Raw genomic sequence first — 15943 nt, 5'->3', positions numbered from 1 at the left:
TTTTATAATGTACCAAAAGCTTAAGAACACATAAAAAACAAGTTGGTTCGTGTAAAAACCAAAATTATATTGTTAAATGTATTCATCTTCAAGGTCTTAATGATAAAAGTCTTTTCATGACCTTCAGGTTAGTATACATTTTGTTGCTTATTTCATCATTGCACCTAAATGGACAACAGCAGTTCAACCTAAAAAGAATCGACTCCAAAATTACAATCGATGGTGCTTTGGATGAGTCTGTTTGGCAAAATTTGGAAAAAACTACGCCTTTTCTCAATCAATGGCCAAAGGACACTGGTGAAGCTGATTCGCAAACCGAGGTTCGCATGGCCTATGATGATGTGTTTTTATATGTAGGCATCACATGCCATGAAAAGAACAATCAACATATAATTCGAACGTTAAAACGGGACCAAGATGATGAACATTTTGGCAGTGATGGCATTGGCATTGTTCTAGACCCCTTCAATCAAAGGACCAATGGTTTTTTCTTTGGCGTAAATGCGGGTGGAGCTCAATTTGAAGGATTGATCAGTGTGGAGGGCAATGAATCATATATCAATGAAAATTGGGACAATAAATGGTTCTCTGAGATTTCTTTGGGCAATAATGTTTGGTATGTTGAAATGGCCATACCCTTTAGAACATTGAGGTACGATACTTCCAACAGGGTCTGGGGTTTGAACTTTGTGAGAAATGACATGAAGAACAACTACTACTCTTCGTGGAACAGGGTGCCCCTGAATTTAAATACGATTAATCTGGGATATACCGGAGAGCTGTTATGGGATTCAAATCCGCCTAAGGCCAAAAAAGGAAACATTAACCTTTTGCCCTATATGGCTGGAGGAATTGCTAGGGACCATGAGTTGCAAGGTACGGAGCAGTACAGTTTTGAAGTGGGTTTGGATGCAAAGTTGGCCATTTCTTCATCCTTGAATTTAGACCTGACCCTTAATCCTGATTTTTCCACTGTGGATGTGGATCAACAAATAACCAACCTTACCCGCTTTGCGCTATTCTTTCCGGAAAGAAGAGGCTTTTTTCTAGAGAACAGTGATCTGTTCACCTCTTTTGGAAAGGAAGACATCACCCCTTTCTTTTCCAGAAGAATCGGACTTGCCAATGGACAGCCCACGCCCATTCAATACGGAGCGCGAATATCCGGGAACCTATCCAATAAGCTTCGGGTGGGGGTAATGGATGTGCAAACGGGAAAAACGGACAATGCAAATGCCCAGAATTACTTTGTTTCTTCTTTTTCACAGCGTTTTGGCAAAAGATCAACCTTGGATGCACTTTTGGTGAATCGACAGCGAACCACTCAAAATTCAGACTCTACACAGGCTGCTTATAATAGAGTTTTGGCATTGGAGTATAATTTTTTGGATGAAACGGGAAAATGGAGTGCCAATTTGGGAATGCACAAATCTTTCAATCCCGGCGAGTTCGAGGAGGAATATTACTATACTGCCACCGTTCGGTTCAACAATAAAAATATATTGACCCGGTTGTCTGGGGACAGGGTAGGTGAAAATTACATCACAGATGTGGGCTTTGTGCCAAGACTGAACAACTTTGATGCTGAGAACGAGGTATTTGTGAAGCTGGGATATTATCAATTGTCGCATCTTTTCGTATATAATTTCCTCCCGGGACATAAGACTTCAAAATACAACCTTCACGGGCCACGCGTTTCCACTCGGGCCTTTTTGAACATGGATGGATCACTGAACTCATCAATAGCGGGCTTCTATTACTTTTTTGATTTTAAGAATCAGAATGCATTGGAGTTGAGTTATGTGAACGAGAAGAACGATTTGCCTTTTGATTCCTTTATTGTGGGTAACATTCCTTTTTCGAAAGGCTACTATTCATACGATAGGGTCGGTTTTTGGGGTCGTCTGGATCCAAGGAAACAATTTTCTGGAAGCTTGGGTGCAGAATATGGGAGCTTTTATAGTGGCAACAGATTGTACATTGAGGCGGAGACCAATATTCGTTTCCAGCCTTGGGGCAATTTTATCTTGCGTTATAATTTTAATGATGTACGGTTGCCTTCAAATCTGGACAGTGCACAATTGCACCTTTTTGGGCTTACCTCGGAAATATCGTTTTCAAATACCATGTTCTGGACCACTTTCCTTCAATACAACACCCAACAGGACAACATTAATATCAATAGTCGGTTTCAGTGGCGCTTTTTGCCCATGTCCGATCTTTTTGTGGTCTATACCGAAAACTATTTCCCAGAAAGCTTGGCAATCAAGAACCGGGGTATAGTGTTAAAATTCACCTACTGGCTTTAATGGGAATGTTCTTTAACGGATGTTACCCTGCTTTTGGACAAAAACCTGGGATAATTGAAGCCAAGCCAAATCCCAATAATCAGTGAAGCACCTGCCAATATATCAAACCAGATGGGGTCACCTGTTTTGCCGGTTAAAATAAGGTAGGTCATTTCCACCGTAACAAGCACGGTAATGCCCCATGGTACGGTATTGATCTTATTACGGATGATCAATCTGGCAACAATGCCGGCCAAAATTGCCGCAATGAAGGTCGCCAATCCGCCAAGTGCAATCTCGCTAATGGGCGAAGAATTATAGCTGATTCCATCAAAAAGAACTTCTTGGGCTATGGTCGCGAAGATGATCAGGGCAATTTCGCCGCCAATAATCGCCAATACAATTCGGAAAATGTTTTTTGAATTCATGACATCTAAATTTTTGTTGCGTTGACTGTTGTATCGGGTGTGCGGAGCGTCAAAGAAGTAACCGTATTGTCTTGAGCCGTGAAAGTTACGGTGACGGAAGGAGAACCATTATAAATATACAAATTGTCCTTTGTTTTAAGTAATGCGCCACCGAAGCCCCCAATTGGACCCAAGGTCATTTTATCCCTCATATTAAGTGAAATTGTGAACCCATCTTTTTCGCCCTCACCATATTTGTAGTCCCCTAAAAACTTTTTTTGTTCTTGCTTGGTTTCGTCCATATAGGTTTCTCCACCGGCATCCCCCAAGGATTCCAAATAATCAATGGTTTTTTTGAGATTATCCATTTCTGTGTAGGTCATTTTATCGTTCATTCGCTCCCCGTAATATGCATGGTCCAATAAGCTTATGCCATGTGGGCCCATGGTTCTTTGTATGCCCGGGTAAAATTCGACCATTGATTTTACAACATCATGGACACCCATCATCGCGAAGGTAAAAATGGTGGGCCTGGCCCCTTTTTGGATTAGGTATTGCACAATGTCCCTACGTCCAACGTGGGAAGCTGCCCCAATGGCCGACTCGAAATCCCCAAAACGCCATTCCCAAACAGATCGAGCAAGCTCTGGTCTTTTATCCACAAGCTCCTTTACACGTTCTAGATTGGAATGCGATTTCCCCACTACCTCCGATACGATTTCGGGATCGATGTTGGGAAAGTGTTTGGGAACAATCTCAGTAGTTGTGCCGAAATGTTGACTTTGGGTTTTCTCACCTGCCGAGGCCAACGGGGACAATGATAGGCCCACCAATCCCAAAGCGGATGTTCTTATGACCGTCCTCCTGCCTTTTGACATGTTTTCTGAAGTCTTCATGATTGTTCTTTTTTTGTTGGGTGATTAAACGTCCAAATCGCATCTGGTTGTTTGACCCACTTTTGGGACTGCTTATCAAAAATTTGGCTTTTGGTAAGTAGGGTGGAATCATTTAAGAAAATATGGGTGTTCTTATGCATCTGGGGTGCTCCATTGGAATAGGTCATTATAAAACGTGACTCCCGCGTCAGAGAATCAGGGAAATAGGAGGTGCCCCTTGCACTGCCATATTCACCTTGTTGATTAAAAATGATGGTGTCCTTTTCTGCAACACGATATTCTTTAATATTCCAAAAGGAAATGGTGTCCCCGGTTTTTGTAAAGCCTAAAATTTCTCCCCTTAAAGTGTCGCCTTCCTGTAATTCAAACTTCATAATGAACGATTGCATTGCAATGGTCGTATCACTTGGAAGGTGCACCCATAAACCTTTATTTTTTGAAAGTTTTTCAAAAAATTGATGGGCGTTTTCCAGGGGTTCTTTTTTTACTGATTTTGTGCATGAAAGGATCATTATCAAAACCATTCCCAACATGGGGTTCTTAATACTCATCATCCAAATGTACTTTCAGTATGACAGGTTCGTATAATTTGTGCATGGGGAACAGCCCATTTTCATTATATCTTCCGAATTGGGCATTTGCGATATAGTAAAATACATTTTTTACGAGTTCTCCCGTTGTTGGGGTATCCATCATAGGATGTTCTATTTCCAGCGGTTCGGATTTAATAATTTTTCTCCCGCTTTCATCGAGGAACAACCTAGTCACTGTATTGATGTCAGGTTGCACACCTACGAGTGAGTTTTTATAATAGTACAGGCCGTCAATACTTTCTCTTCTGGATATATTTAAACCATCTGGCACTTCCAGCGGACTTATCTGACCAGAGTTTATATTAATGAGAGCAATACCTTCGGAATGGGCTACATATAATTTTTCTCCGTTCTCAGAAAAAGCAATGCCATTTGGGTATTTTATCATATTTGATTCGTACACTTTTTCTAAAATTCCACTGCCATTCTTGATTCGATACAAGGCATGATCCTTAAACATATGGGTCACATAAACATCACCATTGGGAGCAATGGCGATATCGTTGAAAAAATGAACCTCCCCAGGCAAATCGAAAACAAACTTTCCAAGCAAGATGCCCTTGTCCAAATCAAACTTGAAAACTCCTGCAGGACGACCTTCCACATCATCCTTTAAGGTATAGCCCTCAAAATTGTCCCCGCCAGAGCTGCATACCCATAAAATCCTACGTTCAACGTCTATTTTTATGCCGATGACCATCCACATGCCATACTGATCTGCGGTTACAAAATCACTGAGCTCACCATTTTTATGGAGCTTTACAACCTTGCCCTTTCTTGTGCTACCAATAAAGAAGTTCCCGCCTGTGGGGTCGTAAGCAATACTTTCTGGAATCAAATCCTTTTCAGGAACCGTGAATGCAATGTGGCTTTTATTGTACGGTTCAAAAGTATCTTGGGCAAGGCTCGGAACCATTCCCAGTAGGTAAACACCAAATACGAATGCATACTTTTTCATTGGAGAACATTGTCTTATTGATTCTTATAAATGTAGTTGGATCAAGGAGGTCAGATTTATCTATTATATATGTTGATTGATATTTTATGTATACGACACACTTTCTTATGCAAAGTATTTTAGATAATTTATAGGGGTGTTCGCATAAAAAGTATCAAGCATGGTGACAAAAAGAGTTAAGTTTAAACTCTTATCAAGTGGAGGTGAACTTTAAATATATTTTATACCACATCCTATTCTGGGTGGTCATTATGTTGGCCTTTGCGGTTTCCGAGTGGGGATATCGGCAATCCATACAGGAGGCCATTATTTTTGAATTGCTTTTCCTGCCTTCAAGATTGGTTGCAGTCTATATAAACTGGTTTGTTTTAATTCCAAAGATTCTTTACAACAATAAAATCCTGGGCTATTTTGGTGTGTTGCTCTTGGTCATAGCGATTTTGGCCATTGCCCACCGCTATTTTGTATTGTATTGGGGGTACCCAAATTATTTTCCCCAGTGGGTCGATGCCTCGAGAGATCGGGTCTACGACCTGCCCAGATTGGCTCAAAATGCACTAATAATTGTATCTCCCGTTGCATTTACAACCGGCTTTAAATTATTCTCGGATTGGTTTAAACAACGTAAGGAAACGGAAATGCTCAGGGAGGAAAAGAGAGACGCAGAGCTTAAGTTTTTAAAATCGCAGATAAATCCCCATTTCTTGTTCAATACCTTGAACAGTATTTATGGCTTGGCCCTTGAAAGCTCAAAAAAAACGCCGGGCCTGATCTTAAAGTTATCGGATATTTTGAGCTATACCTTATATGAGTCTGGAATGGGCAAAGTACCACTAGAAAAGGAAATACAGCTTATAAAGAATATTATTTCTTTGGAACAGGAACGCTTTGGGAAACGGTTGGATATCTCCTTCGTTGTTAAAGGTGACACCAAGAACATACAAATACCGCCACTGCTTTTAATCCCTTTGGTGGAAAACGCCTTTAAGCATGGTATACAAAACGAAGTAAAAAAAGGATGGATAAACATTGATTTATTCACCCAAGTAGATATACTGAGGTTTCATATTTCCAATAGTATGCCATCCGGTATGAAAAAGGAGAACAATATTGACGGGCTAGGCCTTAAAAATATAAGTAGGCGACTAGAATTGTTGTTTGAAAACAGACACCTGCTTAAAATAGAGGAGAATCAAGATACATTTTCTGTGCATATGGAAATTAACTTTAACCCAAAAACAGATGCTTAAGTGTTTGATTATTGATGATGAGCCCATAGCGCAAAATATCATTCGCGGGTATTTGGACGATACGCCCGGTCTTGTTCTCATGGGTATTTGCGATAATGCCATCGAAGCTATTGAAATACTCGAAAACAAAGAGGTGGATATCATTTTCCTGGATATTGAAATGCCCAAGCTCTCAGGTCTTGCCTTTTTAAAGACCTTGGAAAAAACACCAGAAACAATCATCACAACGGCTTACAGGGAATTTGCTGTTGAAGGTTTTGAATTGAGCGTTGCCGACTATTTACTGAAGCCTTATTCGTTTGAAAGGTTTTTAAAGGCTGTTAACAAGGTCAAAAAAAGGATTGAAGCAGAGAAAAGCTTGGGCACGGGTAGCAATGTTGCGGAACAGACCTACACATATTTCAAATCAGGCAGAAAAAATGTAAAGGTCATGTACAGCGATATAGTATTTATTGAGGGCCTGAGCAATTATGTAAAGATTCATCAGGTGGATGATAAAATATTGGTGGTTTATGAGAGACTTTCACACCTCCAGAAAGTCTTGCCCTACCAAAGGTTTGTACGAATCCATAAGTCCTACATCATCTCATTGGAGAAAATAATAAAATACGGCGTGGACTCTGTGGAAGTTGGCGAAAAAGAACTTACCATAGGCAAAAGCTACAAAGAAAGGTTTTTGTCAAAAATTAAAAACTTCAATCCATGATTTTTTAAAGCCTCTCCAATGACTCTTTATCTTCAATAATAAAATGTATCGGTTAAAACTCAAAAGGTTAATAGTAAAGGAACACAGCGACAGTGAACCTGTTTAACTACCATGCTAACAAAATTATCCTACAGAAAACATTTTGATAGATTTTTTTGTTTTCTAACTAAATATGGGGGAAATGCTTCAGAAATTTCAATTAAATCAAAGCGAGAACCAATGAGTAAACTTGAGGGCTATAAAATGCTCATTGAGTGGGTTGTCTTCAATGCCAGTTACTTTGGAAAAGACAAGAAAAAAATCCGACAAAGGTGAATATCTGTATTGAAGCCTTGCATATCCACTGAATATGTCTTGTTGTGTATTTAGTTGTAGTACACTATTTATGAAGAGCTTATTGGTTAGGCTTAAATTAATTTCATTTATCAACAAATCCAGATTTGAATCACCAAATTGGTTTGGAAAGTCCAAAATATTCTTTTCATAGGCCAAATTAATATTGCCATAGGGTTGGAGTCTATATCCAACTTTCACATTTCCGGAGGTGATCTTCCCGTTATAAAAGCTTCCGGCTGCTGCAGACAAATCAATCAAAAATTTACTGTTCCTATTGGATTTGTACCCAAGGTCCATGTTATTAAAGCGGTAACCTCCTATGGGCAATGGTTCCTCTGGAGAGATGCTAAAGGGCACAAGTAAGTTAACATCCGCATGGGATAGTGTTAAACCCAACGTAGAAGTGTTTCTCCAATTTGCGGAAAGTGTCACTTCCGAGTTCCACTCATTAAAACTATCGTTTGAGTCAAGATAAACGCTGTTAAAAACATTGAAGCCCAAAGAAACTAATTTTGAGCCTTCCTTTGTCTTGTACCATGTGTACGAACTACTATTGGTAAGGCTTTTATAGCTTAGGCGCACCTCTTCTCCAGTAACAGGGTTGAACTGTATCAGCCGACCTATAAATCCCATATCCGCGTAATAATCCTTTTTCATGGACTGGAAGTATGTTGTGGATCTCATAGATCTGCCCGATATACCAAGTAATCCGTAATACGTGAAATTTTCTTTGTTTATTGTCTTTTTAAAAGAATGGATGTAACCGGCCCATCCTGAAATTGTTCCGGAATCATTTGAATAGTAAAATTCACCTCCAAGATTTCTACCATACGGGTCCTCCGAATCTCCATTCATTTCCTGCCTATTTAGGAAAATTGCCTTGAACAAAGACCTTTTCATTATTCGATGGTTAACCGTAAGTGCCATATAATTTTGACCCGTCTCACTAACGCTACTTTTGGAATGGACATCCATAAATCCTATTCTAAATTTTGGGTTGAGGTTTCCCGTAAGCCTTATACCGCCATAAATGGGAATTGGATTTCCCTCTGGATCAAGGCCTATCCGCCTTGAAAAGAAGGGTTGGTCTGGAAAAATTCCAAATTCATTGAAAACATCAGCATTTTCTAGAAAGAATGGTCGTCTTTCTGGAAAAAAAACACTGAACCTGGTTAGGTTGACCACCTGTCTATCAACCTCAACTTGTGAGAAATCAGGATTGGCGGTAAAATCCACATTAAGCGTTGACGCTACCGTAAATTTACCGTCCAGACCCAGATCAAAATCATAGTTGTCGTCATCATTGTGCCTGTAATTTGTGGCTAGATAAGGGTTTAATGAAAAATTATGCCCTTCCTGTGGTAGGTTCCCACCGAATTCCATGGTTTTCACATATCCCAAATCCCATTCGCTGAACTGGATGGGCATGGCGGACAAAGAATGGATTTCATTTTTAGAATTTATGGCCCTAATGATATTAAAGCCCCAATTGTTAAGGTCTTTATCAAATTTTATGGATCTAAAAGGTATGGCTATCTCAACATCATAATGATTGGAATATCGTTTAGTTCCAGAAATCCATTTTTGATCCCATGACAGATCCACCGACCCTTGTGCCACCAATCCATCAGATCTTGCATTAAAAGCGTTGACCCAGAATAGATAACCATTCGTCTTTTTGTTCAAAGGATCAAGGACAATCCCCACGCCATCACTTTCCAACACCGGGGCGTCTCTTTTTTGCAATTGAACTACGGGATTAGAGTCAAAATGGCATTTTATAAAAAGATATATGTTTTCCTCATCATACTTAAGCCAAACCTCCGTTCTATCTTTTGGTGCTTTGTCGGTTAAGGGAAACTTAACAGAGAGGTTTTCAATATGTGGCATTTTATCGTAGACCAATGTATCCAAAATGCCATCTACTTGTATTTTTTCGTTCTTAGATGGGTTCAAGGTAAAACAACAGTTTTGTTGAAAACCAAAAAAAAGAAACAAGCCTAAAAGCAAACTCATAGCATTAATACGGTTTTATTTTCTCATCTTATATTCAAAGAATAAGACCAGGATTGAGAGTAATGCCAAAACCCCAAGACCCCACCAGACCTTTGAGAATTTTTTATGTGCAATTAATTCTTCATCCTGATTTGATCCAAAATTGAAATACTCATCATAATCCTTGGTTTCGGAGACTTTTTTTATATAACCCATGAGGTTCCAGACTTCATCTTCGGAAAATTCATGGACAGGCATAATGGTCTTATCATAAGCATTGAATATATCGATTGCCAACGCATCACCCTGTGCCACCATTTGTTGGGAATTTGTAATAAAGCCATGCAACCATGCATAATCATAAAAACGATAGACATAGGCCAATGGAGGTCCTATTTGCTCTTCAAATATGTTATGGCACTGAGTGCAATGTTTTTCAAAAAGTTTCTTGCCGTTTTTCAGAGAGACATCATCTGTTGGAATCATTTCCTCGGGAATGGAAGGGAACTCTTGGGACACTGAAAGAACCGAGAAAAACAAGCAAAAACATGCCAACAGGTAACGCATTTGGAAAAGTTTTTGCCCAAGTAAAGTATGGAAATCAACAAAACAAAGGAGAAGTTTAACTTATGGGTAAAGAAAAGGGATAGTTTTACCTTTTAATCTTTTCACGGTACAATGCAGGTGAGGTGCCTGTATACTTTTTAAAATTATTATTAAAAGAAACCTTGTTGTTAAAACCACTTTCCATGGCCACTGCCAAGACTTTTAAATCTGAATTTCTTAAAAGTTTTTTTGAATGATCTACCCTGAAATGATTTATCAATGATTTAAAATTATCGTACTCACTGCATCGAATCACTTCTGACAATTGCGCATCGGAAATATTTAGATCACGTGCCAAATCAATGATTCGATAATCAGAATCCAAATATTTTTGGCTCTTTTTCAAATATAGAAGGGTTCTTTCTAAAATAATATTGTGTTCGGGTGTTTGCTTTTGAGCTCTTGTGCGAAATTTTGATTTAATAAGATATTGGTGCCCAGAGACATAGAAGAAGCAGGATATGATAAGTGCAGTACCATAATCAACAATCCAGGTCAAAAATCCCAAGTATGACAATAGCCAAAAGACAACCATATAAACAATAAAGGCCATAAGTGCATAGGACATCAGTCTAGAACCCAGGGACCCGATTCCCTTTGAGGCAAAGACCAAAAAAACTGAGTTTAGGAATATCGAAACCACGCCTACATAGTTCCCCGTCTTTTGGAAGAAATCTGTTATTAAAAGTCCACTAATTAAGTAAACCCCAAAGACAATGAATGCAATATGGGTAAGTTTTTTTACTTTTTTCATGTCCATGGAAGCCAAAAGCAATGGTCCCAGCAATATGCTGAAATCAGGCGAATTGTTGCTCCATACAGAACCAATCAGGCCCTTTTCTCCGAGCCAAAAAAGTACCCAAGTAATCAATACAACACTAAAAACAAGGTAATAGGCGGCCACCTTCCAATCCTTAAGTTTATAGTATAGCAGAGCGGCTAGAAAAAAACCTTGGAAGGCTATTCCGAAGAACAAAAAGTCTATTATGATAGAATCAAAAAGCATGATTGTTGTTATTCGAAATTTAAAATGGCAAGCACCTCTGAATAAATGAGAAGGCTATTTACTTCTAAAGTTAGCATAAGAAGATAAATCCGGTCAAATCTAAGCTATATTATTTATCCCTAAACTATCCGTAGTTTGGTTTTACAGCTCCCCAAGTTTCATTCAAACAATGGAAAATCTATTGGTCTTTTGACAAGACAAAGGATTCCTTTTCATGGGCAAGGCTATATAACCCATATGGTATATACATTCTCAGCAATGACCACAGGAAACTATTACCTTAAAATTTCTCTAGAACATAAAACGCAGAAATAAGTTGTAAATACGCAATATTTGACAAGTCATTAAATCAAATTTTCCCGTTTTTCGAGTTTGTTCATCAATCAAATCTCTTAAATCATGAAAAACTGTTTTCTACTCCTTTTTTTTCTAATCAATTCAACTTTTTCCTATCCCCAACGTGGAGATACAAAGCATCTATCACTTGCCATGGATTCAATGATAGAAAGGCTGGACAGCACTTTCAACAGTCAGTTTGGAATGGGCATTGTTGTTGTGAAAAATGATAAAATTATATACGAAAAATACAAAGGTTTTGCAGATGTTGAGAACCTAGAAAAGGTTGCCGAAGGCACTGAATTCTATTTATCCTCAATTACAAAATCATTTACAGCAATGGCCGCTTTGCTGCTGCACGAGAAGGGCAAATTGGATTTGGACAAGCGACTGACCCAGTACTTTAATGACATCAAATTTGAGGGGGTTCCTTATGCGGACAGTATAAACATTCGGCACCTTTTGTCCCATACATCAGGTATTTCAAATGACTACCTTGCTGATCGCAAGGCCTATTATGGGAATTACACACATGGGGTTTTGTTGAAACTGCTTTCCAAATTCACAACAACCAACGCTGTTGGTTTGGGAAATTTTGACTACGATAATCTTGGGTATAATATTCTGGAACTTATCATTGAAAGAGAGCTGGGGCAAGATTGGAAAGAGGTTGTCACTGACGAAGTATTGAAACCAATTGGTATGGATGAAACCTTTACTTCCTTGAGTGCATTAATGAATCACCAAATCCCTGTTGCACAACCTCATTATCAATCCAACATTTCTGGTGCTTTGGAGAAATTGGAAATTAAAAAGAATGACAAAATGCTTCATGCCGCAGGGGGAAACTATAGCACGGTAAAGGATATGGCCAAATGGTTGATTGTTCAATTGAACGAAGGGAAAATCAATGGCAAACAAGCCATTCCGGCTCATTTGATCAAGCTTAGCCATACACCACAGGCTTTTCAGGAGCTGACCTATATTGATATCGATAGATATGGCTATGGCTATGGATGGAATTTGGGTGTTAATATTGAGAAAGATACCATTATACATCATTTTGGTGGATTTCCCGGTTACCATTCAGAAGTTTGGCTCCAGCCTGAAAATGATATTGGGGTGGCGGTAATGGTGAATGAAGGGAGTGGCATTGGCATTGTCACTTCTTATCTGCTCTCTTCTTATGCCATTGATTATTTCTTACATCCTGAGGGTATTGATGAAAAATACGAAAACCAATTAGCGGCTTACTCACAAATGGCCATGGAAAATTTTGAATCCATGGCAAAAGAGAAAGAAAAACGCTCTGAACGTCAATGGAAATTGGAATTGCCCAATCAAATGTATGTTGGTACTTACACTAGCGAAGAGTTGGGTTCAATTCAAATAGCGTTTAGTGATAGTAAAGGGTTTCAGGTAACCCATGGTCTTATAAAAAGCAAGACTGTAGAACCTTACACTTTAGAAAACTCCATGAGAGTTGACATACTGGAAAACGGGTCAGTTTTCAAATTCAACATTAAGGATGGAAAGGTCAAGAGTCTCGTTCAAGAGGATGTTGTTTACATAAAAGAATACTAATCTTAACCATTGCATTTTGAAATCACTTGTTTGTGGATTGCTCTATCTTGCCATAATGCACTCTTACTCCCAATTCGTTGTAAGTGGTATAGTTTTGGACGGCAAGGACAGTCGGCCGATACCCTATGTAAATATCGGAATTGAGAATACTCTTATAGGTACTGCTTCATTCGAAAACGGTGTTTTTAATTTGGAAATTCCGAATGATAACATCAAGGATTCCTTGGTTTTTTCAGCCCTTGGTTACCAAAGAAAAAAAATAAGTGTCCTTGTCCTTGGAGACAAGGATAGCATTACCCTTGAAGCTCAAAATACGAATCTTGATGAAGTAGTGGTGTCATTCAAAAAACAGAAGCTTCCAACCATAATTGATGGTCTCACCAAGCCCAACTATGGCTTTTTGGGAATATACTGGGACGGCAAATACATTTCCAGACCAGATGGGGGTTCTGCCATGGCCATACTCCTCAATAAGAAATCTCAAAAAATATTTCTTAAACATGCACAATTGTTCATCCACAACAATCGCCTACCCACCTTTGATCTAAGGGTAAGAATCATGAATGTCAAAGATGGCAAGCCGCACCATGATGTCTATCAAAAAAACATCCTTGTTAGCTCCACTAAAAAAAAGGGTGGATTAGTTATTGACCTCCGTGAATATCAAATCGTGTTGACAGAACCTTTCTTTTTGGTTTTTGAATGGATCACTTCGGAGGAAAATTCAAAAAAATTGAGCGATAAAGATATTGACCAACAAATAACCGCCTTTTCTGTTCGGGACATTCAGGAATATGTCGGATATGAAAGAAAATCGAGTATGTCTTCATGGGAACAATCCAAAAAAGTGGTGGTTGCCAATGTTTCTTACGCATTGTTGAATTGACTAAAATCCAAGATCAAGATTCTTTCAAAAAGAATCAATATCAATGTGAATGTATATCCAACAGACTTGGTTTGTACACAGACATTGAACCCTTGTTGGCCAGATTGTCCAATTGCTGTTGTAAAAAGTCACGAGTGTAGATCTTGCCCCTTACCATTATCATGTTGGGAGACCGTAAGGTTTCCAAATCATTTATTGGGTTGGCATCAAGTAATACCAAGTCTGCCCTGTATCCCGGTTTTATTTCTCCAAAATCTTCAGAATTTCTAGAGTCTCTTTTGATAAATTCGGCAAAATTCAGGGTGCCAATTCTCAGAATGTCCGCATTGCTTATTCCTATTTCCTTTAATAATCTAATCTCTTCATGGATAGAATAGCCAGCGGGAAGACCAATGATTAGGGGTGAATCCGTTCCCAGTAATAATTTGATTCCGGCATTGTGAAACTTTGGCACATAATTTTTCTGGAATGTCAATCCCCCATCCAATGAACCCGGTTGATTATAGCTTCCATTGAACTGTCCGTCCCAAATATTTTTATAGGTGGGGTTTGTGTATTCATATCCAGGTCTCATTTTCAGCTCATCATATCCAGATTGGTTGGCACCCCAAATTTTTGAAATAGCCTCGTAGGTGGATAAGGTTCCGGTAACAAATGCCTGGGCATCCAAGGTATTTGAAATAGCCTCATCAATAAGCTCCTGAGAGGTATTTCCTTGGAAATGTGCATATAGATATTCCTCTGCATGGGCTATCATTCTCTGACCTTTTTGCAATACGGATGTCATTCCCAAATTAACATTGGCATGACCAATGACCTCCAAACCATAATTTTCACCTTCGGAAAGCAATGCATCAAAGGCACTGGCGGGCACCCTGCTATATGCTTTAATAAAATCATATTCCCTCCATTCATAGACAATTTGGCGGGCTTCCGCAGCATTGTTGGCAACCCTTCCACCGTCCTCTGGCCCCCGCACCATAATGGATGGATAGAAATTGGGACCGTCAAGGCTCCCCAAAAGAATACTGTTTTTCCAGTCCAATGCAGGTGATTCTGCAGGGGTAGCCGCTGCAGAATTACCCATATCTACAACCGAGGTCACTGAATTAGCCAAATATTGGTAAAAATCAGACTCAAAAAATACATGTGCGTGGGCATCGCCAAGACCGGGCATCACATATTTTCCTGTACCGTCAATGACCATTGCATCCACTGGGAACTCGTTGGTTCCAGTTGCAGAGATGCTTTCAATTTTTTCATTGACCACAAACACATCTTGAGAGGAAATAATGGCACCGCTGCAAACATCAACAATATTGACGTTTTCAAAAATAGTTGAGCCTGCTTCGAAACCTTCCAGAACACTAAAACTAGTTTCACCCGAGACTTCATTTGAGCTTGCCGTAAATGTGACATCACCCGTATCCAAAATGGTCACTAAACCATTTTCGTCAATACTTGCCACCATATCATCAGAGGAACTCCAAGTATACTCCGTATTTTCAAATGCATTGCCATTTTGGTCAAACGCCATGGCCACAAGTTTAAATTCCTCTGTAACACCCAAAACAGCTTGGGATATCGATGACGACACTTCAATTTTTGAAAGTGAAGCAGCAGGTAGGACAGTAATGTCTTTACTACCAGAAACAGAACCCGAAGTGGCCGTAATGGTTATTTGCCCAGAACCAACAAAGGTCACCAGACCATTGGAATCTACAGTGGCCTTTGTCTCATCTGAGGAAGACCAAACGATTTCATTTACGCCAACGGTTTCATTGTTTTGATCAAAACCTTCCGCAGTAAACTGTAGGGTGGTTAAAGTGCTCCCTAACAATATCTGGCCAAAAGGTGATGAAACTTCAATTTTTGATAGGGCAGACTGTTCTTCCTCAGAGGAATTATCATTGCTGCATGCCCATAAAACATATATTCCTCCTAATATAATTGCCATGCGCCAGAAGAGCTTATCAGTTGAAATTACCATTACCGTACATTTAACTTTCAGTAATCAATTTATCCAGCTCAAGCATAAATAACTTGTCAAATATTGCTTATTGCCAAGGCATTATGATTTTTACGGGAAGAGTTAC

The 15943-nt window shown here is 39.2% G+C and carries 13 protein-coding genes; 5 read left to right on the top strand and 8 right to left on the bottom strand.

Annotation, left to right across the window (positions count from 1 at the left end; translation table 11 throughout):
* The first annotated feature begins 116 nt into the window (after nt 1-116).
* Entirely contained in the window at nt 117-2309 is a 2193-nt protein-coding gene (locus FG28_RS08170) for a DUF5916 domain-containing protein (protein ID WP_051947229.1), read from the top strand.
* On the opposite strand, the gene FG28_RS08165 is transcribed toward FG28_RS08170, so the two are convergent.
* From FG28_RS08165 to FG28_RS08150, 4 genes are read right to left on the bottom strand one after another with little or no spacing between them, the layout of a single operon-like run.
* Entirely contained in the window at nt 2306-2716 is a 411-nt protein-coding gene (locus FG28_RS08165; protein ID WP_036381763.1) for a hypothetical protein, read from the bottom strand. The two genes, FG28_RS08170 and FG28_RS08165, sit on opposite strands and share 4 nt — an antisense overlap.
* 5 nt (nt 2717-2721) lie before the next feature.
* Nucleotides 2722-3591: a hypothetical protein gene (locus FG28_RS20775; RefSeq protein WP_051947228.1), complete on the bottom strand. Its 870-nt coding sequence runs from the start codon at nt 3589-3591 to the stop codon at nt 2722-2724.
* On the bottom strand, nt 3588-4145 hold the full coding sequence (locus FG28_RS08155; RefSeq protein WP_231562610.1) for a hypothetical protein: 558 nt from the start codon (nt 4143-4145) through the stop codon (nt 3588-3590). The genes FG28_RS20775 and FG28_RS08155 overlap by 4 nt, the downstream gene beginning before the upstream one ends.
* A complete protein-coding gene (locus FG28_RS08150) occupies nt 4132-5142 on the bottom strand; it encodes an SMP-30/gluconolactonase/LRE family protein (RefSeq protein WP_036381758.1) in 1011 nt (336 codons plus the stop codon). Before FG28_RS08150 ends, FG28_RS08155 begins: the two co-directional genes overlap by 14 nt.
* 197 nt (nt 5143-5339) lie before the next feature.
* Here FG28_RS08150 and FG28_RS08145 point away from each other — a divergent pair, with 197 nt between their 5' ends.
* Both FG28_RS08145 and FG28_RS08140 read left to right on the top strand, forming a co-directional pair.
* Nucleotides 5340-6392 (top strand): sensor histidine kinase, encoded by a 1053-nt coding sequence (locus tag FG28_RS08145; protein WP_156102233.1) that lies wholly within the window; start codon nt 5340-5342, stop codon nt 6390-6392.
* On the top strand, nt 6385-7098 hold the full coding sequence (locus FG28_RS08140; protein ID WP_036381755.1) for a LytTR family DNA-binding domain-containing protein: 714 nt from the start codon (nt 6385-6387) through the stop codon (nt 7096-7098). The genes FG28_RS08145 and FG28_RS08140 overlap by 8 nt, the downstream gene beginning before the upstream one ends.
* Nucleotides 7099-7302: 204 nt before the next feature.
* On the opposite strand, the gene FG28_RS08135 is transcribed toward FG28_RS08140, so the two are convergent.
* From FG28_RS08135 to FG28_RS08125, 3 genes are all read right to left on the bottom strand, one after another.
* Nucleotides 7303-9390: a carbohydrate binding family 9 domain-containing protein gene (locus tag FG28_RS08135; protein WP_197062564.1), complete on the bottom strand. Its 2088-nt coding sequence runs from the start codon at nt 9388-9390 to the stop codon at nt 7303-7305.
* Between the two features lie 75 nt (nt 9391-9465).
* On the bottom strand, nt 9466-9996 hold the full coding sequence (locus tag FG28_RS20070) for a cytochrome c (protein ID WP_051947226.1): 531 nt from the start codon (nt 9994-9996) through the stop codon (nt 9466-9468).
* Between the two features lie 85 nt (nt 9997-10081).
* On the bottom strand, nt 10082-11041 hold the full coding sequence (locus FG28_RS08125; protein ID WP_036381751.1) for an AraC family transcriptional regulator: 960 nt from the start codon (nt 11039-11041) through the stop codon (nt 10082-10084).
* A gap of 399 nt (nt 11042-11440) precedes the next feature.
* Between FG28_RS08125 and FG28_RS08120 the strand changes: the two genes are divergently transcribed.
* Nucleotides 11441-12961, top strand: coding sequence for a serine hydrolase (locus tag FG28_RS08120; RefSeq protein ID WP_036381747.1), 1521 nt, complete (start codon nt 11441-11443; stop codon nt 12959-12961).
* Nucleotides 12962-12977: 16 nt separating this feature from the next.
* The gene (locus FG28_RS08115; RefSeq protein WP_156102232.1) at nt 12978-13847 is read left to right on the top strand and encodes a carboxypeptidase-like regulatory domain-containing protein; all 870 of its coding nucleotides are present in this window, start codon (nt 12978-12980) and stop codon (nt 13845-13847) included.
* A gap of 40 nt (nt 13848-13887) precedes the next feature.
* On the opposite strand, the gene FG28_RS08110 is transcribed toward FG28_RS08115, so the two are convergent.
* Complete coding sequence (locus FG28_RS08110; protein WP_197062563.1) at nt 13888-15804, bottom strand: Ig-like domain-containing protein; 1917 nt, start codon at nt 15802-15804, stop codon at nt 13888-13890.
* Nucleotides 15805-15943: the final 139 nt, after the last annotated feature.

The sequence above is a fragment of the Muricauda sp. MAR_2010_75 genome, from assembly GCF_000745185.1.
GTDB lineage: Bacteria > Bacteroidota > Bacteroidia > Flavobacteriales > Flavobacteriaceae > Flagellimonas.
The sequence above is the reverse complement of the archived record's forward strand: the minus strand, read 5'-3'. Positions and strand labels throughout refer to the sequence as shown.